15 protein-coding genes are annotated in these 21,712 nt (G+C 52.5%); all 15 read right to left on the bottom strand.

Features of this window, described 5'->3' with window-relative positions:
* Positions 1–4: 4 nt before the first annotated feature.
* Positions 5–955 (bottom strand): CRISPR system precrRNA processing endoribonuclease RAMP protein Cas6, encoded by a 951-nt coding sequence (gene cas6, locus ACPT9Q_RS09680; protein WP_427365707.1) that lies wholly within the window; start codon positions 953–955, stop codon positions 5–7.
* 157 nt (positions 956–1,112) lie between these two features.
* Entirely contained in the window at positions 1,113–1,352 is a 240-nt protein-coding gene (locus ACPT9Q_RS09675; protein WP_427365706.1) for a CRISPR-associated protein Csx3, read from the bottom strand.
* A 12-nt stretch (positions 1,353–1,364) separates the two neighbouring features.
* Positions 1,365–2,186, bottom strand: a complete 822-nt coding sequence (locus ACPT9Q_RS09670; protein WP_427365705.1) for a hypothetical protein — start codon at positions 2,184–2,186, stop codon at positions 1,365–1,367.
* Positions 2,187–2,228: 42 nt separating this feature from the next.
* The gene (locus tag ACPT9Q_RS09665) at positions 2,229–2,879 is read right to left on the bottom strand and encodes an HD domain-containing protein (RefSeq protein WP_427365704.1); all 651 of its coding nucleotides are present in this window, start codon (positions 2,877–2,879) and stop codon (positions 2,229–2,231) included.
* Between the two features lie 21 nt (positions 2,880–2,900).
* Positions 2,901–6,119 carry a tubulin-like doman-containing protein gene (locus ACPT9Q_RS09660; protein WP_427365703.1) on the bottom strand — a complete coding sequence of 1,073 codons (3,219 nt, stop codon included), beginning with the start codon at positions 6,117–6,119 and terminating at the stop codon, positions 2,901–2,903.
* A gap of 13 nt (positions 6,120–6,132) precedes the next feature.
* The gene (locus ACPT9Q_RS09655; RefSeq protein ID WP_427365702.1) at positions 6,133–8,205 is read right to left on the bottom strand and encodes a vWA domain-containing protein; all 2,073 of its coding nucleotides are present in this window, start codon (positions 8,203–8,205) and stop codon (positions 6,133–6,135) included.
* A 1,443-nt stretch (positions 8,206–9,648) separates the two neighbouring features.
* A complete protein-coding gene (cmr6, locus tag ACPT9Q_RS09650) occupies positions 9,649–10,626 on the bottom strand; it encodes a type III-B CRISPR module RAMP protein Cmr6 (RefSeq protein ID WP_427365701.1) in 978 nt (325 codons plus the stop codon).
* Positions 10,627–10,628: 2 nt separating this feature from the next.
* Positions 10,629–11,054, bottom strand: coding sequence for a type III-B CRISPR module-associated protein Cmr5 (gene cmr5, locus ACPT9Q_RS09645; protein WP_427366760.1), 426 nt, complete (start codon positions 11,052–11,054; stop codon positions 10,629–10,631).
* Complete coding sequence (gene cmr4, locus ACPT9Q_RS09640) at positions 11,035–11,994, bottom strand: type III-B CRISPR module RAMP protein Cmr4 (RefSeq protein WP_427365700.1); 960 nt, start codon at positions 11,992–11,994, stop codon at positions 11,035–11,037. Before cmr4 ends, cmr5 begins: the two co-directional genes overlap by 20 nt.
* Positions 11,987–13,198, bottom strand: a complete 1,212-nt coding sequence (locus ACPT9Q_RS09635) for a putative CRISPR-associated protein (protein ID WP_427365699.1) — start codon at positions 13,196–13,198, stop codon at positions 11,987–11,989. Before ACPT9Q_RS09635 ends, cmr4 begins: the two co-directional genes overlap by 8 nt.
* 5 nt (positions 13,199–13,203) lie before the next feature.
* Positions 13,204–14,301, bottom strand: coding sequence for a type III-B CRISPR module-associated protein Cmr3 (gene cmr3 / locus ACPT9Q_RS09630; protein ID WP_427365698.1), 1,098 nt, complete (start codon positions 14,299–14,301; stop codon positions 13,204–13,206).
* Positions 14,302–16,983, bottom strand: a complete 2,682-nt coding sequence (gene cas10, locus ACPT9Q_RS09625) for a type III-B CRISPR-associated protein Cas10/Cmr2 (RefSeq protein ID WP_427365697.1) — start codon at positions 16,981–16,983, stop codon at positions 14,302–14,304.
* A gap of 11 nt (positions 16,984–16,994) precedes the next feature.
* A complete protein-coding gene (gene cmr1, locus ACPT9Q_RS09620) occupies positions 16,995–18,056 on the bottom strand; it encodes a type III-B CRISPR module RAMP protein Cmr1 (protein ID WP_427365696.1) in 1,062 nt (353 codons plus the stop codon).
* Between the two features lie 87 nt (positions 18,057–18,143).
* On the bottom strand, positions 18,144–18,803 hold the full coding sequence (locus ACPT9Q_RS09615; RefSeq protein ID WP_427365695.1) for a hypothetical protein: 660 nt from the start codon (positions 18,801–18,803) through the stop codon (positions 18,144–18,146).
* 18 nt (positions 18,804–18,821) lie between these two features.
* Positions 18,822–21,680 (bottom strand): protein kinase domain-containing protein, encoded by a 2,859-nt coding sequence (locus ACPT9Q_RS09610; protein ID WP_427365694.1) that lies wholly within the window; start codon positions 21,678–21,680, stop codon positions 18,822–18,824.
* Positions 21,681–21,712 lie beyond the last annotated feature (32 nt).

Below are 21,712 nucleotides of genomic sequence, written 5' to 3'. Positions count from 1 at the left end.
AGCCCTACCCTCCCATCACCACGCGATACTTCCCAAGACCAAAGGTTGCGGCCTTTCCCACATGGATATGTTCTCCAAGGCGCAGGAGGGGGAGGTACTTCCTGAAGTCCCCTCTGTAAGTGATACTCCCCACGATTCCTCCCAGCCGCATTCGGGTCTTCTGCCGCGAGGAGTACCTTTCCCAGTCCACCCACCGAACCTGGCTTTCCAGGGTTTCAACCTTTCTGGCGTCTCGGGAAAACTCCTGGAAATCCTCCATCGTGGCACCACAGTAAAAATGCGAGAGGAGAAAGGCCCTCTCTGAAAGCCTCTCTACCAGGAGGTGAAAGGAGACGTTCCGGGAAAGCCGTTCGCTTTCTTTAATCCTCAAAGGCGTTTCCAGGGCGATGGTAACAGTGTCATTTCTGGCCTCTTCCCCAAGGAAAAAATGATATTCTATCTTCCTACCAGAGGCCCTGATAGACTCATCGTTTCTGTTGAAAATCAGCGCAACTTCCTTCCCTTCAACGTCCAGGGCACCGACAGAAAGAACTTCAAACATATTCCTATCAGCACCGCGCCTGCCCATCTCCAGGAAAGCATGAACGAAGTAGGGGAGATACTCACTGGCCACGCCGATAAGCACGATCTCAAAACTCAGGAGGCTACTGGGGTTGAAGTATCGTTCCTCGGTGAGAGGCGGTTCGATGACGTACGGGCGGGGTGGATACCGGTATTTCCCCGCATGGGGATGGTCTTTGGGAACCGGTGTAGCCATGAGGAGGGAGTAAGCGCATACGCATCTTGCTTCACAGTCATCGCAGGAAAAACCTTTTCGAGGGCATATGACCCTTTTCAGTGCGTGTCCAAAAAGCCCCCGCAGCAGGGAACCTTTATATTGAGGGAGGATCAGTTCCCTTTCCGGCCTGACAGTGACCCGATACTTGTAGAAATACAGATGACTGAGAGGATCCACCGCCAACGCTCCTGAAAGCAACGAAAAACCGCAACACAAAAGGTAACCAGTAACACGCCCACAGGGCAAACCGGACCATACCAGTCCCAAAGACTCCAGGAAAACCAGGTAGCCACGACAACATCCCCAGGGATACCCATCCAGTAACCACCCGTGGTCAGTAAGGAGTGTGGTCAAAAATCACTATATCCCCTGTGACAGGGGAACGGTAAATAAGCTTTTTCGCCCTACCATGAAGGGCATGGGCAACCGCGAGATAGAGCCAGACCGGGGCAGCACCGGTGAGCACAACGTCATTACCCTCCCCCGCCAGTTCCTTCACCTGCTCGATGTACCTATCGAGATCAGAGATCCTGGCCCTTTCGCCAAAAAGCACCGAGAGATCCACAACCACCACAGCGCATTCTCCTTACAGAGAAATTGGAGACTCCAGGGTTACGTCGTATGCTCGCACCTTGCGAGGATCGGTTGTGCTCACGTACTGGAAAGTCACCCTGGTATTCAGGGTGACCATGGCACCTGCTATGCTCGCAGTCTTCTGCCCCCCGGTAACGTCGATGACGATATCCTTTTCGTGTATCCTGTACTCCCACTGGATTTCCTGAACGCACTGATTCAAGCAATCCACCAGCCCTTCGAAGTCTCCTTCAAAATCCACAGGCCTGCCAAACCGCCTCACGGAAACCTCCGGCAAATACTGTTTGATGAGCTCTTCGGCATCGTCCAGATACCGGAAAGATCCACTCCCTGAACCGTCCGAACCGAGAAGGTAGACAACTCGAAGGGTTCCGACGTGCGGAAGGATTCCCCTCATGAGCTGCTGCCAGTTCCACCGCAGCTTCTCCAGATTTGGGTCGTTCGCTTCGTTCTCAAGGGACTCGCCCTTCAGGATGACCTTAGTATCACCTTTTTCGAGAACCCACGGAAAAGAGCCGTTTGTTTTCTGGGGAATAATGTTGGGGAGCGTGAGCAAAACGATCAAGGCCCTGTGCGGATCGACCTCATGCCAGTATAACCTTGTGGCAAGGAAGGTTCTCCTTTCCCGGTAAAGCCACCAGAAAGCGAGGAGAAAAACCGCAAAGAAGAGCACAGCCACTGGAGTATCGAAAAATGCTTCACCCTTGAGAGCGCTGGCTATGGCTTCCGTAGAGAGCCCACCGGATATTGCCGCAGCCACTGCAGCCATAATGGCCCGTAAAACTCGCCAGTCTACCTTCCTTGTCCTTCGCATTCACCCTTCCTCTCCAGAGCACTATTCCCACGCTTTTTGGACTTACAACTCCAGGTGTTCACCAGTCCCAAACCTGTTGACCAGAGCCCTTATGTCCTCCAGCACTTCTCTTGCCCGATCGGCAAGACAGAGATAAGGGTATTTTCCCTCCCCGTCCTTCTCGTAGAAGATGTTGATCTCCTGCTGCCAGTGCTCGAGCTTCTTTCCTATGTCCTTTACATTGAAGATCTCCAGGGCTTTAACCCCCTCTCTCTGCAGAGTTTGCCAGAACTCCAGGATATTCGCCCACATGTCAGCGCAGGCAATAGCCCTCACCTCAGGAGACAGGGAAGACAGTCTTTCTCTGTATCTCAACTTTCGTTCTTCCCAGGTCCTTTCTTTTTCCTCTCTGGTCATATTCGGGTCCTTAGGCTCCGTAACGCCCTGAATGAGTTCCACCACTCTCGCCTCAAAATTCTTCTGGAGTGCCTCCACAACCTCCTCCCGAGGAAGCCCGGGGAAACCATCCTCAAGCGTGTCATGAAGGATTCCGGCGATCACCGTATCCTCATCACAACCAGCTCTCAAAAGCTCAAGACCTACAAAAAAGGGGTGACAGATGTAGGGGGAAGGGTTTTCACCCTTCCTCTTTTCCCCCTCGTGGGCTCTGGCAGCAAATGCGATGGCCTGGAACAACCTCTCAGGGTTTACCATAGTGGCTTCCTCCTTTTCCTTTCACCCCTCTGTCCCCAACCCATACTTCCTTATAAAGGTCACTATCCGATCCCTCTCCTTCTGGTAGAGAGGCAACGTCTCAGGGTCCACGTCCGGGTTCTCCTTCTTTAAGGTCTCTTTAAAGTTATTCAGGTGTTCGCGAAGGATGCGAACGAAATTCTGCTTCTCCTCCGAAGAAGCACTCTTTATCTTAGCATCTATGGCCTGTTCCACCTCCCGGAGGAGTGCGGAATCAAAGGCAAGCCGGATGCCAATACTCTGCACTGTCCCGCCAATGGGAATCATCTCAAACTCCCCTGGTAGCTCTGGTATTTCTCGCCGGTAGGCATACATCTGGATTGTCCTCCCGCAACCATCAGGATGAGGAAAATCAGCCAGAACGATAAATCCCAGAGGAATGCCCACACTCTGGATAGTAAGAGCGCTCTGAAGGTCGTTTTCTCTCGGAGGGATGAGGTCAGGATATCGCTCGGCCATTTCATCCCGGACGATGTGGAGCGGTAGGCCCCCTTCTTTCCGGCAATGCTCATACACCTGTTTCATTTCTTCGATTCCCTGAAGGGCCCTGAGGGGAAATCCGCCACATTCCTGGAAGAAAATGATTTGACTGGTGTCATCAATGGATCTGATTTCATCGGCAGGACGCCATCCCGCGCTCCGTTTGATGCTTTCAATGATTCGCGCCCTTTCCCGATCCGGGTCATTGGGATTATACCCACCGTGAATACCTGCTCCCCTGATGACGAGGAGCCCTCCCCAGGGACCACCAGGTGGGTTGGGATTCAGGAGCACAAACGGTGCGCCACTTTTTATGGCCCGGCTGACAACCTGATCCAGGGTTGAGCTGTCACCAATCTGGTCAGAGAGGAGATCGTACACCGCAAAACGAGTTTCCTGGAGCGTGCTTTCGCTGAGGTCACCAATAGCCTCTCTGGCTGCATCGAGAAGGGCATGCAAAAATGCCTCGACTTTCTCTTCGCGTAGTTCCCGAAGACCTATCCCAACTCGCTGCAGGGCCCTTTCGGCAACAACGTCCGGATGATACCGGTCGCCCACTCCTGCAGCGATCTTTGCCTCAAGCGCCTTTATGACAATGTCATCGCACACCAGCTCACCAACGTTTTCGGTGCGGCTGGCTTTTTGCGCCCACTCGATGGCAAGTTTGGAGAGCTCTGCCTGAAGGCGGGCAAGTACTCGAGCCCTTTCCAAAAGCTCTCTCTCAAGGTCCTGAAGCATGCGGACCAGGTCTTCCGCAAGTTCCGCCGCCAGCCGCCGGGCCCGTTCTTCTACTCGGGCCCGACACCAGTGGGCACACCGGAGCAAATACTCATAAGCTTGCCGGTCAACACGTTCCCTCTTTCCGAAAGGCCAGTGGCTCCGAATAGCTTCGTCGACTTCCCTAAACCTCTCGCTGGCGTTGGCCTCAATAATGGCAGATAGAGAAGGACCCTTCCCCTCTGCCACCTTTTTTATAAGGTAGACATCGCCAAGCACCTGTGCAATGGTCTGCGGATCGTTAGCCTCTCGCACAAACCTCTCTCTCAGAGCAAGCAAAGCCTCCCGGAGAAGGCGGACAAAACACAGTGCCCAGGCGGGGCCGTACTGTGCCGTATTCTCAAACATTTCAAAAACTCTTTCATAGATTTTTTGACGGTATTCTTTTCCCACCTTCTCCTTATGAGCCCAAAGCTTCCTTATCTGCTCGCCCCATTTCACAGGTTCAGGTCCTTCATCGGTAAAGTCCCTTTTCAGGCGTCGCCATGAGTCACTGAGACTACCCAGGAATTTGTCAAGGGGCCATTCTTCGGCAATCCACCGTTTCCGTTCCGCCTCCACCAGGGCATAGGGGATATCGCTCAGGCGCTCTTTTGCCTCAACGAGAATGGCACTCAAAACGTCCTCACGCCTCAATCCTGCATCCGGTATGAATTGCCTGATTATATACCCGCGGACAGCTTCCTTCAGCGTATCCTCCTCCGCCTCTTTCGTGAGCGAAAGGATTACGTTCTCTACGTTTTCCTGGGAGTCGGTAACTCCCGTGCCCCTCGCGAATACCTCTACCGGTTCCGCCTGCCTGCTGATCCATCGCTGCACCGCCCGGAGAGCGAGCTGGTGTCTGAGAGCTTGCTCAATCTCTCTCCGGGGGAAGAAAATTGCAGACTGCCCGAAGCTCATAAATCCCGCAGGGCAGTCCCTTCTATCGTTCCTTACAATGCGGTTCTTGATATTGGTGCGGAGCGAGCGCTTAAAAGTAGCAAAATCCAGGGTAAATTCGTGAAAGAGCGAACGGGCAATCATGGCAAAGATATCGTTGCGGTGAAGCTGTACGTGTTCGTTACGAGCATCCAGAAGGTAACAGTAGTCAAAGGGTGCCTGGCAAACAAAACGTACCTCCCCACCCGGCTCTCCTGTGTAATTCACGACCCACTCTGGCCGACCGAACAAAGCTGCCATCTCATTATCCGGACTGTACATGTAACTGTAGTAGTTGAGTTCCTTGAGGGCAGCATAACCGTTTGGCAAGGCATTCGTCCCGCCCAGGTCCCGAAAAGCCCCGGGAAGAATCAAATAGCCGACCACCAGGTTGGAACCCTGAATCCCCATCTGTCCCAGAACGCCTCTCGCCAAATATGCTACATCCAGAAACATGCCGGAACCAGTCCCTCCGGCCAACCCGGCAATAACATAGACGTTAATTCCTGGATCGACGACAACCCGATACCTGTCCTCCATAAACCGGGCATTCTCATCGGCATTCAGATCAGCAATCAACGCTTCCATTTTATCTCTGATATTCCTGTAGTGGTGCCAGAAACACAAACGGCCCAGCTGGCGAATGGTTCCAGCCCCTTCTACAATCCTCGTGTGGTGCTGGAGCTTTTCCAGAGAGAACCAGGAATAGTTAGGGAGATGTCCGTCACGGATATTGCGGTATATTCCGGAAGCATCTGGAATCTGAGCATCGAAGCGCTCAGGTTCCGGGAGGCGAATGTCTTCTTCAACCTCCGTGGCCATTGTTTGAAGCCAGTTCTGGTCGGTATCGATATAGAAAAATTTGACAATCGGTATATCCTCAAACCTCCCAAAGCGATCCACGAGAAGACGCCGCAACCTTTTGATGACCTCAGCACCACACCCTCCGACTCCGACAACAAGGGCACGCTGGAGATTGACTCGCTGGATTACATGCTCAACTTCCTGCTCTTCCACAGGGGGCATACAAACACCACCTCTACAGATACTTTTCCCAATCGAACTCCTCTTTTTTCGCTCCCCCTTCTCCTAACCCCTCTTCAGGTGGGAGTCCTTCCTCCTCGCCGCCTAAAGGACAGGGAGAGGTGAGTTCATCCCTGTTCAGACCAACATTCAGGACTCTTCTTTCCCCATCCTCAGACTCCACAACTATGCTAAGCGTAGTAGACTGGTCAATCCAAACTTCAGGCATCTCCCTCTTATCCCGAGTCAGAATTTTCGCCCCTTTCATCGGCATAAGGCGGATACTCTTTGATTTACCCTCCCTCACAGCCTGAACCGGGATGTCAGAGGATATCAGATCCTTCAACTCACCTGGCCGCTCAAACACCACCGACTGGACGACCGATGAGTTATCTGCCCAGTAGTACAGATAGACCCTCAAGCGACGTCGATACAGGGAATAGAGGTACAAAAATACAATCAGTCCGATTACCGCCACCGGAACCATTACCGGAGCCCGGTGTTTCAGCCATCTCATCCAGAGGGGAGCAGGGGGTTCCTGCACGGTAAACTCTACAGCGGCTTGGTCTCCTGCAAAACCTTTTGCTTCCCCTCCTGGAGCAAGCCTTACAGCAAGCACGTACTGCCCTTCCCTGACCCGCTCTTTCCCTCCAGGCACCGGCACAGAACCCTCAAAAATCCCCTCCTCCTTCCTATACGAAAGCCATACCGCCGGTCCTCGTTCTCCGCCAGGGGCCTGAATAATCTGTGCCAGGACGAGATAATCGGGGTGACCGGAGATCTCTCCTTCGGGAGCAAGTGGGTGACCCGCCTTGAGAATCCGGACCCTCACCTTAACCTCTGAAGACGGCTTAACAACGATACCTTCCTGAGGTTCTTCCACAGAAAGGTAGGGAACGGGTTGCACCTTGACGGTGACGGGAAATTCGTTCTGGTATTTGTCCCCGCCGACCACTTTGAGCACAACCCCGTACTCGCCGGAAACCTCTGCAGGCACCTTCGGTTCACCGAGATAAACCCCTTCCTGTCCCTCCCTGGGGAAGAACTTCAGAGGGATACGTTCACCGGAAGGCTTTATTACGGTAGCAAAAAGTCCCAGAGGATAATCTGGATGAGGTTTCACGGCCTTTCCGTCAGCTCTCCTGAACTCGACAAGAAATTGCATGGTTTTACCCTGGGGATGAATGGGAAGAGGGTTGATAAGCCGCATCTGGAAGGGGATGAAATTCCGAACAATGCGCACCTCTGCACCCACTGCCTCATACTGATATATTCCAGGCTCAGGCTCCTGCATAACGATAAGGTCACAGGTCCTGAGATGCTGCACCGGCAGAGTGTCGGGGTCAACACCTGGTTGCACAATTTTGCCATCGGGACGAAAAATGCGCACCGTGGCATCCGGTTGACCGGAAAAAATGAAGAATTCGAGTGAAGCAAGATAGGGAGGTACGTCGAATTCTTCCCGGACTCCAGGGCGGAGTAGAATGGGTTTCTGGGGAGGGAGTTTATAAATTCTCTGGACTATTTCGCTGAATCTCTCCGGTAGCGACGCAAGGTCGGCAACAGTCACAACATAATCTTCACCGAGCAACCTTCGCCAGTGCGGCACCGTGGCACTCCATGCCTTTCCAACCGCATCGATGCCAATAACGAACACCGTTATGTCGTTCGGCTTTATCTCTTCCTCGAGAAAGGCAGAAAGTTCGGCAAAATACTGCTCAAGCCCCAGCTTCCGCGGGTCATCAGGTTCCCCATCAGTAAAGACGACAATTGCCCGGTTCCTCTGATACTGGAAGGAATTTCCTTCCCGAAAGAGTTGCACAGCAAGTCGGAAGGCCTTGATAAAGCTTGTGTCTCCAAGGTCCAGAGGCTTCAAACGGTTCTGAATCACACCGACGTTTGGGTCATCAATGGAAGCAATAGGCGTCAGGGGTATAGCATGATCCCGCGGTGCATCAGTCCCAAAATTGACGATTCCCAACCTGTCAGGGTTTTCCCGGTTGGAGCGTCGGGCGATAAACTCCACGAAAGCAAGGCTTGATTTTATCCGCAGGTTACCGGGATCGGTTGGGGCTTTCCCCCGACTCATGCTTCCAGATTGGTCGATGATCAGGATAATGTCGGCAGGGAGTTCTAACCACGAAGCAAAATAAATATCTTCTTGCGCAGGAGCAGAAGGGCGAAGCATAACCTGGGGAGACCTTTCGACAACCCCTCCTCTGCTGCACCCGCTCAGGAAAAACCCAAGGAACAAGAGCCAAAATACCTTACGCAAGGAGAACGCTATCATTCCGAAACCCTGATATGTAACTCCATGACGCCTTCGAGGGGTTACTTTGGGTTCCCTGCAGAATACTTAAAGAGTGCGGAGTAACTGGAAAAATCTCTAACTGAATCCCTTAAGAAACAAAAATCCCCTCCTTGGGAATCATATCAAGCTTTACGGGAAAAATCAACAACCATCTAACTTGTGGAAGAAGAATCCCAACAGTAGCCCTAAAACAGAGAATATGCAGCCCAAGATCGACCATGGATCGAACGAAGGCGCCATCTTTTTAGAACGCCACCCATTTCCACAACCCTCCATAAGGAAAAGATATCCGCTCCCAGGAGGACGCAAGAAAACTTTCCCCGCGAATATCTATAAGGATGCCAAAGATCGATGGAGAAGAATTGAGGGACCAATTCAAGTTTGGTTTTTCAATCCCGCGAACGGTCTATGGAGATGTCAAAGGATCAACCTTACGAAGTGAGCAGGGTAAGACAGGAAGTTTCAATCCCGCGAACGGTCTATGAGGATGTCAAAGAGCAATACAGCACCGATTTTTTTCCCACCCGAAGATGTTTCAATCCCGCGAACGGTCTATGAGGATGTCAAAGCTATAGAACAAACAAATTATTACCTTTTGGTAAACATTTGTTTCAATCCCGCGAACGGTCTATGAGGATGTCAAAGTTATCAAAAGGAGGTATCAAAAATGTGGTGGAAATTAGCTCGTTTCAATCCCGCGAACGGTCTATGGAGATGTCAAAGAGCACATCTTTCCTGAAGTTTGAGGCAATTATACCCCAGTTTTCCCTCTCCTGCAAGGGGGCCTTTTCCCTCGTGGGAAGGGACAAGGGAGACAGTGGGAGGGGAATCTTCGAAAATCGAGGGAGTTTTCTTCTCCAGATCCTCTCTGCGCAACGTATGGAGGGGAAGAAAGCCTTAATTGTCAAGGAAAACCGAAGGAGAAGAACTTCGCAAATCCTTTTCCTTCCTCCTTCCCAAAATCGATTTTCGAAAATTCCTGCCTCTTTCTCCTTTTCCACCCCTTCTCTGACCGCTTCATTCCTGGTTTCCTCCTCCGGAGAATTTCGCGTTTTCGCAAATCTCCCTCCAGGAAAAGCTGAAAAAGGGGATTTGCGAAAAAATCTCCTTCACAAAAGCTCCTCCGAAAAACTATCGATACCCCAGAAACCGGGTTACGACGTACTTTCCTCAGAATTCCCTCCTTTTTCGCAAATCGCAGAAAGGGCTTCAGAAGAGGCCTCAGGGCTTACGAGAACTCAGGATGCGGAACCTTCCATAACCAAGACTCCCCTTTGCCCCTAAACCCTCCTTTTCAAGGGCTTCTTTCAGCCAACTGCACGCAGTATCGAGAAGGTCCATAGCATCGAAGAGTTCTGAGTCCCTGCTCAAGAGGAAAAACAGAAACTCTGTTCCACTATCGACGGTGAGAAAAGGGATGGGAACGGGAGAAAGCCAGTCCCCCGGAATCTCTGGGTTATTCTCGTCCTCGTAGTACTTTGCGTAGTGGGGATTCATGATATCGAGTTTGCATCTGAGGTTACGGACAGGGTAGGCGTCAAGGAAGATAACCCCTCCTTCGTGTTCCTGAGTTCCAAATACTGCAACCGCTTTTTTAAACTCCTTTTGAGTTTCTTCGCCGATTTCCCACCCTTCCCGTTCCTCCAGCACACCCCTTTCGAGGGAACTCACAAGATACTCCAGGATGTCATCCCACTCCACATCCCGGTTTTTCTGCCATACCTCTTCTCCCATCCGCCGTACCGCCCATTGCCTTGTGACGCCCTTGACAGCGCTCCCGGGAATATAAGGAATTCCGTACACGTGATGGAAAATCATCGAAGTCTCCTCAGGGTGAACTCCTCCAAGCCCGACCACCAGTCTGAAAACAGTTTCTGCCGGTATTTCACAGCTTTTATATCCCACCTCTCCGAGTTCTCCAACAAGGGTTCTCACCTTCTTCTCCAGATGCCTAAGAATGTCTCCCCTCAGCGCATGTTCCAGCTCTCTCTGAACAACTCCAAGATGTTTCGCTTTGTTTCCCTTCTCTTCGCTCACAGGGATAAGCTTTGAGAAAATCAGGGCCACATTTTTTGGGAACGTGTCACGAAACCGAAAACCCTCCTCGTCAAAGAGTCCTCTTAAAATCTCCCGGGTATCCGAAGGGTTCAAGAAAGTCACCGCTCGCTGACCTCTTCTCTGCTGACCTGCGGGTCTCATGTTTACTCACCCTCTATGAGTGCCTCGGTAAATCTCCCCAACCAGCTCAGGAATGCCAGGGCTTCGTTCGTCACCTGCCGGTAGTCCTGGGAGTCAAGAGAAATAACCCACTCGCAGAGGTCCCTCCCCTCTGGCATTTTTATCGAGAGACATTCCTTTGAGAAGTAATCGCTGAGCTGCTTGTAGACCAGATCATAGGCATTCTTCTCTTTCCCCTCCTCCTTCTGTCTCTTTGAAGCAATGAAGGCCAGTGTCTGGCCCAGACCGTTGACGAGCACCATGGAAGGAAGCTTCCTGACCCTCGACCTGTAATCTCCGTCCCTGTACTTTTTCCCATCGATCTCTCTACCAGCAGCTATATCTCTTCCCTCTTTAGCACATTTGAAAGCGTATTCCGCTCTTCCAGCCTCAAGCTTTCTCACGCTCATCTCCACGAATCTCTCCCTCCTTGTAGAGCACCAGCCTCACAAAACCCTTTCCAACCGTTTGATTCCCACCGACCTGGATGAAACGGGGGAGATTGTCGCTAAAAAATTGAGCCATTTTCTCAGCCCCCATCTCCTGAGCCTTCACTCCCCCAGCTTCCTGGGCACCATCTGCAACCCTTGCCCTGGTAAACGCCGCCACGGCGTACATAACGGTGTCCTGGGGGAGGTACTCTTCCGTCCACAGGCCACCCTTTTGCACCGTCCCTTTAACCGAGTCAATTTTCGTTCGCGTCACAATCTCGGTGGAGGTTTTGACGAATTCGCAGAAATCCCCGTCGGGCAAAACGACAAGGCTTCTGGATAGCTTCTCCTTCCAGAAGGCGTAAGAGGAATCCCCGAAAACAGCGTTGGCGAAAAGATTTGCCATCTTGCTCGTGCCTGCATGCTCTCGAACTTCGAAAGCAAACTCTTCAAGGATAACTTTCGACGAAACAAAGAGCTCGGATTTTTCAGGCACCGTCCCCACCAGGGACGAAAAGCTACTGATTTCGTTCGGAAACGGGAATGATATCGCAAATGCAAGAATGTCTCTTTTGAACCGCTCAAGCACCATAGGGCAGGTGACCCAGGCAAAGACCCCTTTCAGGGACTTTACCGGGAAAAACAGGAGCCTCGCATCGGTAATAATCATGGCCCCTGCGTGCTCTGCGCTCTCCTCAGGGCCAAAGAGGAGCGAAATCTTTGTCCTGTAATCACCGTCGTTTTTTCTGGAGTCAAAACTCTCTCGAATACACCCCTTGAGGCTTGACCCCTCAATCTTTGGGTACCCCGTGTGCCTCTCCCTCTGAATCGGGAGGTCCACCACCCCGATTTCGCTCCCACTCCCGGGATGAAGCGGAGACTCTGCAACAAGAAAAAGCAACCTCGACACCTCAAACATGCATGACACCCCCCTCGAAAGTTTTCCTGTCAATCCTGTAGGTCAGGTCACACTTCGGCGGACATTCGCTAAGCCCCTTAAACCTTTCCACGTACTCACTGGCTCCACCGGCGTTGTGGACCTCGTTGCCGATGGCTATGTCCGCCACCCGGATAACTTCGTCCACATTGCCGTACTTTCCTTCCCTTTTCACAACCTGATACAGTACCCTCACCTGCAGACCGTTCTGGGTGTGCTTGAAGACCTGGTAACCCTGGGGTAGCTGGATGGTCAGGGAGTGGTGCAGATCCGGGTGACAAGGGGTTTCACGGTACCGCCTCTTTAGCTCAAGGAGAGTCCTGTCCACAATCTCCCTGTTTTTTTCCACCTGCTTTGCGACGCTTTCGGAGACACAAAAAATCTCAAATCTTTCCCGATACTTTCCCCAGAGAACCTCCCCCAGAGGATTCAGAGCCACCAGGTTGTCAACCTCCTCGAGGAGCGAGGCGATATCCGGGTTCACCTCCCCCTTTCTCACCTCCATTAACCCCTCCCTCTCCAGCCTGAAGAAAAACTCCTCGTGCTTCTCAAAAACCTCCCAGTCCACGCTGAGAGGGCAAGAGGGGATCCTGATGAGTGTCTCGGCGTCTTCGAAGATGTAGTAAACAGGACACCTGTTGACCTGTCCCAGCATGGAGAGGTAAGGAATGGTTGACTTGAAACCACCAGTAATGTTGATAACCACGTTCCCCCAGTACCCCTCACCAATCCGGTAAATTTCCCTGATGAGGTTCCTCACGCCCATGATGAACCTTTTCCTATCGGCAACCTGAAGGTCCTTAACGATTACCGGTAGCCGCGGAGTTATACTTTTTAAGGGTTTCGCTTCTTTCAGCTTCTCCCACAGGATTTCTCCGGCAAGTCTGCCCAGAATGGTGTCGGAGCACAGGAGGTACACTTCCAGGTCGTCTTTGAGCTCTGACTGAAGCTTGATAAGACTCTTGACCTCCGCGCAGGTATGCTCTTCCCTGGAAAGCCTGAACTCTCTTTCCAGCCAACCTATAACGGCGTCCTTAACCCTTTTGACCCGTTCCTCCTCCCCTTCATAACTTCCACCGGCAGAGCCTAAATCCCCCAGTGCTTTGTAGTGGGTTTCTATTGCTTTCGTTTCAGCCACACAGTTCTCCAGGAGGGAAATCCCCACGGTGGTGATGACCTTCTTCATCGCCCCTACACTCTCCCCACAAGACTTAACCCAAACCCCTCCTCCGGATTGATGTCTGAGATGTTCTGGAAATGAAAGGTCTGTATCACCTCATCCCATCTGCCGCCAAGAAGCCTGAAGTAGTACACCGACCCCGCCGGTACTGCTCTGTGGACTTCCTTAGGGGTATTCCTAGACATATCCCATCCTCCAACAGGGAGAGGTTTGCCGACCACCGCCCCCAGAAGCTGGAGCTCTAACCCCTCCTTCTTTCCCCTGAAATCGTCGCCTATCCACTCAGGAAAGTATCCTCTCCTGAACATCGCCGGGGTAACCAGGTAGAGCTTGAAGATTTCGGAATCCTGACATTCCCCCGAATTCCAAAAAGACCCGAGCCTTTCCCTCAGGCTCCCTTGCACGCTTTCCAGAAAAACCACCTTCCCTTCTCCTCCAAGCCGCAGGATACCTCTTTCCGGAAAATCCTGAACCCCCTCAACCTCAAGGAGCAACGCCACACCCTCCTCCAGCCTCACCATCGGTATCCTGTAGAGATAGCCTTCTCTGGCGGTGAGGGTCTGCCGGTCCCTGGCGATACCAATCTTGGGCTCTTCCCTGAAGAGCTCCCTTCCATCCCTGAGTTCAAGGCCTTTGATACCGGTGCCGCCCTGCAGGTACTTTCGAAGCGAACATTCCTCGAGCCACCCCTCTGCCTCCTCGGCTATTCCCTCTTCTCTATACACCAGCACACACTCCGTCCCCCAGTCAGAAACGAAGGCCTCCCGTTTCAGCTCCTGGAGAGCCAGCGGAACGAGCTCTTTCTTCCCCCCTTTCAAAACCACCAGGTCCCGGGGGACGGGGAAGTACAGGTTCTCCTCCCGGGAGAGCAGAGGACCACGAATGACCATTGTACCTTTCTTCTCAGAAGTTCCAAGGTCCTCCTCGTACTTTCCCTTGTAGAATTCCTCCAGAGTCCCCCTTTGAAAAATCAGGAAAGTCCTGAGGGCACCGTACAGCGTCCTCGGGAAGGGGGGAAAGAGGTAGTCTGCCCAGCTCTCGCTCCCCATGGTGAAGGGTCGTCCCGTCCGAAAAAACAGCGTATCAGAAGGTGTTAGCCTGATAACCATTCACTCACCCTCCTTGACGGTGAAAACCACAACGGCCAGGAAGTTCACAAAGGTATCGATATTCTCCTCGAGATCCCAGAAGAGAGGATTCAGTATCCCAAAGACTTCGTCCACGAACCCTTCCTTCTCCTGCTCCTGCGTTCCCGGAGGGAATTCACAGGACCTTCTGAGAAGCCTCTTCAACAGAGACTCAAAGAGTTCTTGGCTCAGCACAAGGGTACCATTCTTTTCCTTCAGACGAGAGAATTCAGCAGCAACCTTTTGAACAAAGCGGGCTGAGAGCACTCCCTTGCCGTTTCCCCGAAACACTGTTTGCAGTTTTTCCAGGGCCTCTATAACATCAGGGACTCCTTGCCCCCTCCAATGGGCTTTTGCCACCCTCTCCTCTCCAGAACGTCTCATGAAACAGATGGCAAAGGCGTCCTTCCCCTGAAGACCCTTCGCCTGTCTCTCCATTGCAAAGGCCTTCCGGATGACAAGCTGGAGAGGGGTTTTGTAGTGAGCAATGACCACTCCCATGGACCCTGTGGCTTTTGGACCCATGGTGAGGAGGTATCTACCATCCTTCTCCACAAATCCTGAAGCATTATCCCGGTCGACCTCAATTCTGCCGTTCTTAACCCTGATATGTCCGGAGAAAGCAGCCCGTAGCTTCCGCATGATGCTGAAAAGGTCCGTCAGATTCACAAAGGCCAGAACGTCGTCTCCTCCGGAATAGACCAGCTTCCCGAGGTGTTCCTCTTCGACAATCTTTCCCACGAATTCGAGCGCAAAGTTTCTCAGCGCGCGGGACATCGAGACGTGCACCATCGGGGTGAGCAGTCCTCTGGTGAAGCCATCGACATTTCGGGGGAAATTCTCTCGAATCCAGTCCTTCAAGGGCTCTGGGAACCTCTCCCAGATGCCAGAAGCGTAGGTTGACTCAATGCTTGGAAGGAGAGCCCCAGAAAGCCACCTTCCCATGTCGTCCCCGTCAAAGGTGATGACGGCATAGTAGGAACTGGGTCTAGTCGTCTCGTAAAGGGCTTTCAACGCCTCTCTCAGGGTCTTCAGACGTTCTTCGTCCACCGATATCCCAAGCTCCTTTTCAATGTATGCTTTCCGCAGGTTCTCCTCGTAAAACCACTCTCCCCCAAGGTTTTCCAGACCCCGAAAGTCCGCCTTGAGTTTGGGAAGAGGCTCAACCTCCTGAAAAGCCTCTCCAAAAAGGTCCTTTGCCTTTTTGAGATACTCTTGCAGTTCCTTCCGCTTCTGGGACAGCACCTGCCTTTTAAAATCAGCACAGGCAACCTCCGCCGTTGAGGGAAAGGTCAGTTTATCAAAAACCGACCTGCTCACGCTCTCCCTCAAATACACCTCGAAGGCACGCTTCACAAAACATACAGCGCAAAGACCTTCTCCATCGGCAAGGAACTTCAAAGAGACCTCCTTTCGACCGGTAAGGTCAAGGAGAGGGACACCATAGCGGGTAAACTTCCCCTTGTTCCGGCCCTCACGGAAGAAAACGACGTCCCTTTCGCCACAGACGGAACACTTTCTCCCCTTCTCCAGGACCTCTGGCTGGGTAAATTCTCTCAGATTCTTCCTCGCCCCCATAGACCGCTCAAGGGCGGAGTACAGGAGTTCGTATGGAAGGCCTCCTATGCCTCCGGCAATTTCCCTGTAAGGTTTAAGGTTTGCAAAGAAGGGCTCAAACTCATCTATCCCCACCACGTCTTTCCCGTCAGACCTCCAGGGGATAGCTACCCAGTGGAAGTAAGGGAATTCCTGAAGCTGAGAATTCAGCTTTTCCCAGACATCAGGGTCAGGCTGGATGGCAAATGCTTTGAGGATTGCCGAAGCAGCATCCTCCCAGGATTTCCTTACCTTCTCCATAAGGAGCTTTGCGAGTTCCTTGAGCTTGTCGCTCTCGACTGTGGGGATGATGGCCACAAAACGGTTAGGAATGGTTGGAACAAGAAGCATCGAATCTTTAAAGGATCCCACCGCTATTCTCTTCTTCTGCAGGAACCAGTCCATGAGGGGTTGCCGGTGGAGATCCGGGTAGACTATCGAAACAGGTCCATAACGGTTAACAACCTCCTCAATAGCCATAAACGTCAAATAGGAGAGGATGTAGCTCCCGAGATAGAAGTCCTGGGTTTTTCTTGCCTGGGCGATGAAGGACTGCACCGGGCCTATACTGAAGAGAAACAGAGAACAGTTATCCTCCAGGGCGCTCAGTATCCTGAGCCGCTCCCATATAGCATAGTTTGGCGCCCTTGTATCGGCAGGGAAAAGCGGGAGGTATTTTCCCCAGGTTGTACCCGGAGATTTCTCCGCGATGACCTCCTCGAGGTTCCTCCAGAGGTAAAGAAATCCCTGTTCCTCGCTGAGCCCTTTGAACCTCTCGCCAAGCTCCTTGTAGGCATCCTCAAATACTTTCAAAATCTTCTCTTTCTCCTCGTCAATATGGATTTCGAGTCTTCCTCCACTCAGCGGGTGCCTGAGCTCCTTGAAAGGCGATGGGCAAATTTCCGGAGGGAAAGGGGTCTCTTCCACAGGAGGAATCCATGCTTCCCATCCCCGAACACCCAGGAGCTCCCTGTAGCGCTTTGCCCTTTCCATATACCCCTCAGGGTCAATACACCTATCAACAGGTTCGTAGAGGAAGGTGAATAGTTTCTTCCCCCAATCGCCCATAACAATCCCCCCTATGGTACAGAGCTCCCCAAACCGTGTCTCCCCAGCTCCTTCCAGAAATCGTCAAGCATCTGCCATTTCACCGTACCCTTCCAATCCCCCATCTTTACCCTTCCACCGTCAGGGAGAAAAACCCCGGAAAACCTGAGGGCCATCCAGAAAAACCCTTTCCCGGGAACTTCCAGTACCTTGAAAACCAGGGGAGAAGCCCGCCTTCCGTAGTTCTGGTTCTCCGGTTTCACAACACCACTTCTGTGGACTACCGGAAGGCCGAAGATGGCACTCTCGAAGAACTTATCCCTGTGTCTTTCACGAAAGGATTTGTAGAGCTTGCCCAACTCGTTCAGGGCTTCAAACCAGCAACGGCAGGAGTTTTTGGAAACGAGGAATTCACACCCTGAGAGGTGAGAATACTTTGCGGCTGTGGCACCCTGAGCACCAAGCTTCTCTCGAGCCATCCTGAGGTTCTGACAGAGCCACTGAAAAGGGTCTCCTCCTGAAAGGCGGAAATCGGGAATTCCGGTCAATTCCTCTGGCTTTCTCAATTCAACAACCTGAATGTTGCCACCACCTCTCCTCGAACGCAAACCAAATCCCCCAAGGTACAGGGCAGCCCAGAGGGTAGTGGTTGCCTGCTCGAGGGCACTTCGATCTCTACTACTGAGGGTAATGGCAAAGGACGATCCTGCGTCGACGTATTCTTTCCCCGTCACCACCGAGTAGAGAAGGTAGGCTATGCCTTCGTGGGGACCACTTACGGTGCGCTTGCTCTGGTCGAAGTTCCAGGAAAGCCGACAGGCGGACCTAAGATCTTTCTTGATGACCACATTTTTTGCAGAGATGTGCAAACAAACCTTGCTCTTCCCCTCCCCTTCCCCTACTCCGCCAAAAATCTCGGCCTCCTCTTTCCTCAACCGCCTGGTGTCAGGATCCGCCTTCAAGGCCCTCCACCAGAAGCGCATCATGCCCTTGAATGCAGAGGGACGGAGCTCCGGATGGAGCTCCTGAGTGTCCCCTGAACCGTACATGAAAAGAGGAGTCACTACCTTGCAGGTGAGCTGAAGCTCAAACAACTCATTATCACCTCCTTCGGAGTTTTCATAAGTTCATGAAAATGCCCAAAACAGGAGTTCGAGAGCATACCCTTACTGGTCTTCCGGCTAACTTCCACCTTCCCTGGGAGGGGAAAAGGCTCCATAGACCATGAGGTAAAGCCCCTCCACCATGAGAAAAAGCGCTACCAGGGCAATCACCACCGCAAAGGTCTCCCGGGCACTCATCTTGCTGCTCAGGATGACCAGAAAGACTGCCAGGGTAAAAAACGGGGCTGCAAGGGAGAAAATGGTGTGGTAGACAAACACGCTTCCTATATTGAGCCCTACCGCCCGGCAGATCACAAGGAGTACTATGAAGAGAACAACCAGCGAGGGAGGGAGGTATCCCTTCCCGAGGAGTTTAAGGATATTCACTATGACCGTCTCGAAACCGGTCAGCCACAGCCGCAAAATGACCGGTACGATTGCCCGCCACTGACCCTGGAGTACCTCCTTCCATCCCACTCTGAGGATGATGAAAACAGCCAGAGAGAGGTAGAAGGGGACCATAAAGAGGTAATACACAAGCTTGGTTACACCCCCGATGGCCCTGCCAACGGCCCTGAAGAGGACAAAGGCAATCAGTGCCAGGGAAGCAACTCTCTCAGAAAGCAATCCCTCCGTAACCAGGCCTCCGATAAAGAGCACGATGGCAAAATGAGTAAGAGCATCCCGGAAAAGCCAGGTGCTCTCTCCCTGGCCTCTTTGTCCTATCGCAGGAACCACCCCCCTCCCTCTGAGGACCTATTTGTTCCTGGAAGAAGCCCAGAATTCTCCATCGTCCATAGCGAGGATCTCCAAAACTGCCCGGGTAATTTCTGCCCTTACCTTTTCTCCAAAATGCCCATCTATTGCCTGTAACGACTCTGAGAGCCTGGCCGATTCCTCGAAAGTCAGACAAGACCGCTGCTCTACTATCTCTTTCTTTTTCCGCCAGTAGAGGATACCGACAACAGCAGATATAATTGAGAAGACCATTGGAATATAGGGTACTGCTGCAGAGACTGCCCCCAGAATTGCTCCACCAATTGCCCCCAAAATAATGCCGCCTAAGATTGCCCAACCTCCCTCCCCTGCTAAAGCTTCTAAAATCCCCCAACCAAAACCAATAATCCCGCCTATGACGGCAAAAACTGCTGCCATATCACCCGGGCGAGTCCCCGAGAATCCCACCAGGGATACCAAAAAGCTGAGAGCACAGCTGGTAAACCAGGCTATCGAATGAGCCCTGTGGTACCGATAGTCCTCACTTCTTCGTGCTTCATCCCGCCGCTGTTCAAGAATCGCATCGTATGAACGTTGTACCTTCTGTTTTTCCCAGTCTCTGTCCCTCTCAATCTCTGCTCGAATTTCCCTTACCCTGGCTTCCCTAAGGGCCTTTTCTCTTCTGTACCGCTCGGCAAGAGAGGAGTCCGGATGCTTAGCAACCCACTTCTCCATGAACATGTCGTACCTCCTGATGGTCGTGGAGGCATCCCATGTGCTGTCTTCCTGGTTCCTGAGGGCAAAGGAGAGAAGGGCCCGGACGTTTTCCTCGTCTACCTCCGAACTCTCCAAAAGGGAAAAGATGAGCTCGTTCAGGGAAGCCTCCATGTAGTATCTCAGCCAGTAGTTTGCCTCTTTTAAGTCGAGGCCCTTTGCCTGCCTTCTCAGGAGTCCCCGGAACTCGTCAACGTTCCTTGCTACCTCTCCTCCAGACTCAAACCCCTGCCCCAGGGCGTAGCGGAGCGTCTGGGGGTCCAGTCGTTTGAGAGAGCGCCACCGTTCCACGCTTTTCTGAAGCTCGGGAAAGCTGTTCGCTATCCAGAGGGAAAGCTTGCTATACGGTCTCTGGAGTTCCTCTAAAAGCCGGGATTTTGCACTGCCATCGCATTTCAGGAGTTCCTCCGGATTTTGAAACCTCTGACCCTGGAAGACAAAATAGGGTGACTGCAGGGCGAGGATAATGCGGTTGAGAGCACCCTCAGGAGGAAGTCCTCCCTCGAAGAAAGCTCGAAAGGCCTCGGCTTCTTGTCCGAAACCCCTGGCCTCAAGGAAGAGGTAGAAGGAAGCGCTGGGGTCCTGGAGTTCCTTCGAATAGTGCTCGAAATTCCTTCCCAGACACTCGGCAAGTTCCTCTTTTGTGGTGCAGCGGCTACCGTCCACACCCTGGAAGGGCTTTTCGGAATCGATGATGTAGAAGAACCGCAGTAACTTCGTCGTATCCTGGCTTTTCCCCACAAGTTTTGCGTACTCCTCAAGGTACTTTTCCAGTTCTTCCTCCTTCCTCCCCGTCAACTCCTCGTAGACCGTCAGAATTCTCTGCAACCGGCCGTCGTCCAGGAGGGTTATGATTTTTTCCTCTCCCCCCGTGAGCCCTCCGGTGAGCTTCTTTCCAAGGATTTCCGAGAGCCTCTGCGGGGTGATGGTTTCCCCATAGAGCGCAAAGGGCAGGGACCTGTGCAGAGTATAGACAACCCTCACCACCATTTCCTCCGGACTCCTGGAGGCTGCCACGACATCGTCAAGCCAGATAGCCCTTGCAAGATCGTTGTTCTGGGAGCACCAAGTTTTGATATGCTCTTTTACCAGATGCCTCGCAGCGTGCTCAAAACTTTCGGCACTTTCCATGAAAGCCAGGGTAAGCTCCTCGAGGCTACTGTATGATCCCCCCATAAACGGGTAAGGAGTACCATACCGTGCTTCCTTTTCTCCATAAAAGACCGGAATATCTCGCTCTCCCTGGCACCATCGTCGCACTTCCTCATATCCCCAGCGCTTCCGGGGGTTGCGGGTGAGGAGGCCCTGAAGCAAAGGTCGGTACTCTTCGGAAACCTCAGGAATGGGGACGTCCTCGGTGGTTAGACGATACATGATGGTTCGCATATCCAATCCGGCAAAGGGATTGGCACCGGCAAGAATTTCATAGAGAATCATCCCCAGAGACCAGTAATCCACCTCTCTCCCCATCACCCCGGTGAAGGACTCTGGAGCACTGTAGAGAGGGGTTCCCTTCACAGAGGTCTGCTTTTTTGAAACTTCAGGGTCGATGACCGAGGAAATACCAAAATCTCCAAAAACAAGGTCGGGAGGCATATCCCGCCGTACCAGAATGTTAGTGGGTTTCAGGTCCCGATGGATGATCCCGTGCTCATGGAGAATTTTGAGACCTTCGTTGATTTCACCGATAAGTTCCCGAAGGAGAGCATCGTTGAGGGTTTTCCCCTGGAGGAAACTCCGGAGGTTTCCGAAAGGGGCGTACTCGAGGAGCTCATACCATCTCCCCGTCTCTTCGTCAAAACCGTACTCAAGGAGCTGGATGACGTGTTCTGGAAACCGTTCGGAAATCTCCTTAACCTTGGACAGAACCGTCTCCCTGGGTTCCATGCCCTTACGGTAGAGCTTGAGGACAAAACGCTGGTCACTCCGGGAGACCACAAAGATGTCGGCTTCTCCTCCCAAAGCGGAGAGTTCCTCCACAACGGCATAGTCGCGCCAGATTCGACGTCCCAGGGGCACAGGGCGAGACTCCGGAATCTCGCGGACAGTCCTCTCAGTCTCAGCGAGTGTTTTATCGACCTCCGATACGGTTTTCTCCTCAGAACCATTCTTGTCTTGCAACATGGAACAACCCCTCCTTTAAGGAGATGAGAGCC

Origin of the sequence: Candidatus Caldatribacterium saccharofermentans (genome assembly GCF_050267035.1) — a bacterium.
Taxonomy (GTDB): domain Bacteria; phylum Atribacterota; class Atribacteria; order Atribacterales; family Caldatribacteriaceae; genus Caldatribacterium; species Caldatribacterium saccharofermentans.
This window is presented reverse-complemented; position numbering and strand designations above follow the sequence as displayed.

Bases quoted from the DNA above. Each gene is read 5' to 3' on its own strand.
- ACPT9Q_RS09670 (WP_427365705.1), bottom strand. From the start codon at position 2,186: ATGCGAAGGACAAGGAAGGTAGACTGGCGAGTTTTACGGGCCATTATG.
- ACPT9Q_RS09665 (WP_427365704.1), bottom strand. From the start codon at position 2,879: ATGGTAAACCCTGAGAGGTTGTTCCAGGCCATCGCATTTGCTGCCAGA.
- ACPT9Q_RS09660 (WP_427365703.1), bottom strand. From the start codon at position 6,119: ATGCCCCCTGTGGAAGAGCAGGAAGTTGAGCATGTAATCCAGCGAGTC.
- ACPT9Q_RS09655 (WP_427365702.1), bottom strand. From the start codon at position 8,205: ATGAGTCGGGGGAAAGCCCCAACCGATCCCGGTAACCTGCGGATAAAA.
- cmr6 (WP_427365701.1), bottom strand. From the start codon at position 10,626: ATGAGACCCGCAGGTCAGCAGAGAAGAGGTCAGCGAGCGGTGACTTTC.
- cmr5 (WP_427366760.1), bottom strand. From the start codon at position 11,054: ATGAGCGTGAGAAAGCTTGAGGCTGGAAGAGCGGAATACGCTTTCAAA.
- cmr4 (WP_427365700.1), bottom strand. From the start codon at position 11,994: ATGTTTGAGGTGTCGAGGTTGCTTTTTCTTGTTGCAGAGTCTCCGCTT.
- ACPT9Q_RS09635 (WP_427365699.1), bottom strand. From the start codon at position 13,198: ATGAAGAAGGTCATCACCACCGTGGGGATTTCCCTCCTGGAGAACTGT.
- cmr3 (WP_427365698.1), bottom strand. From the start codon at position 14,301: ATGGTTATCAGGCTAACACCTTCTGATACGCTGTTTTTTCGGACGGGA.
- cas10 (WP_427365697.1), bottom strand. From the start codon at position 16,983: ATGGGCGATTGGGGGAAGAAACTATTCACCTTCCTCTACGAACCTGTT.
- ACPT9Q_RS09610 (WP_427365694.1), bottom strand. From the start codon at position 21,680: ATGTTGCAAGACAAGAATGGTTCTGAGGAGAAAACCGTATCGGAGGTC.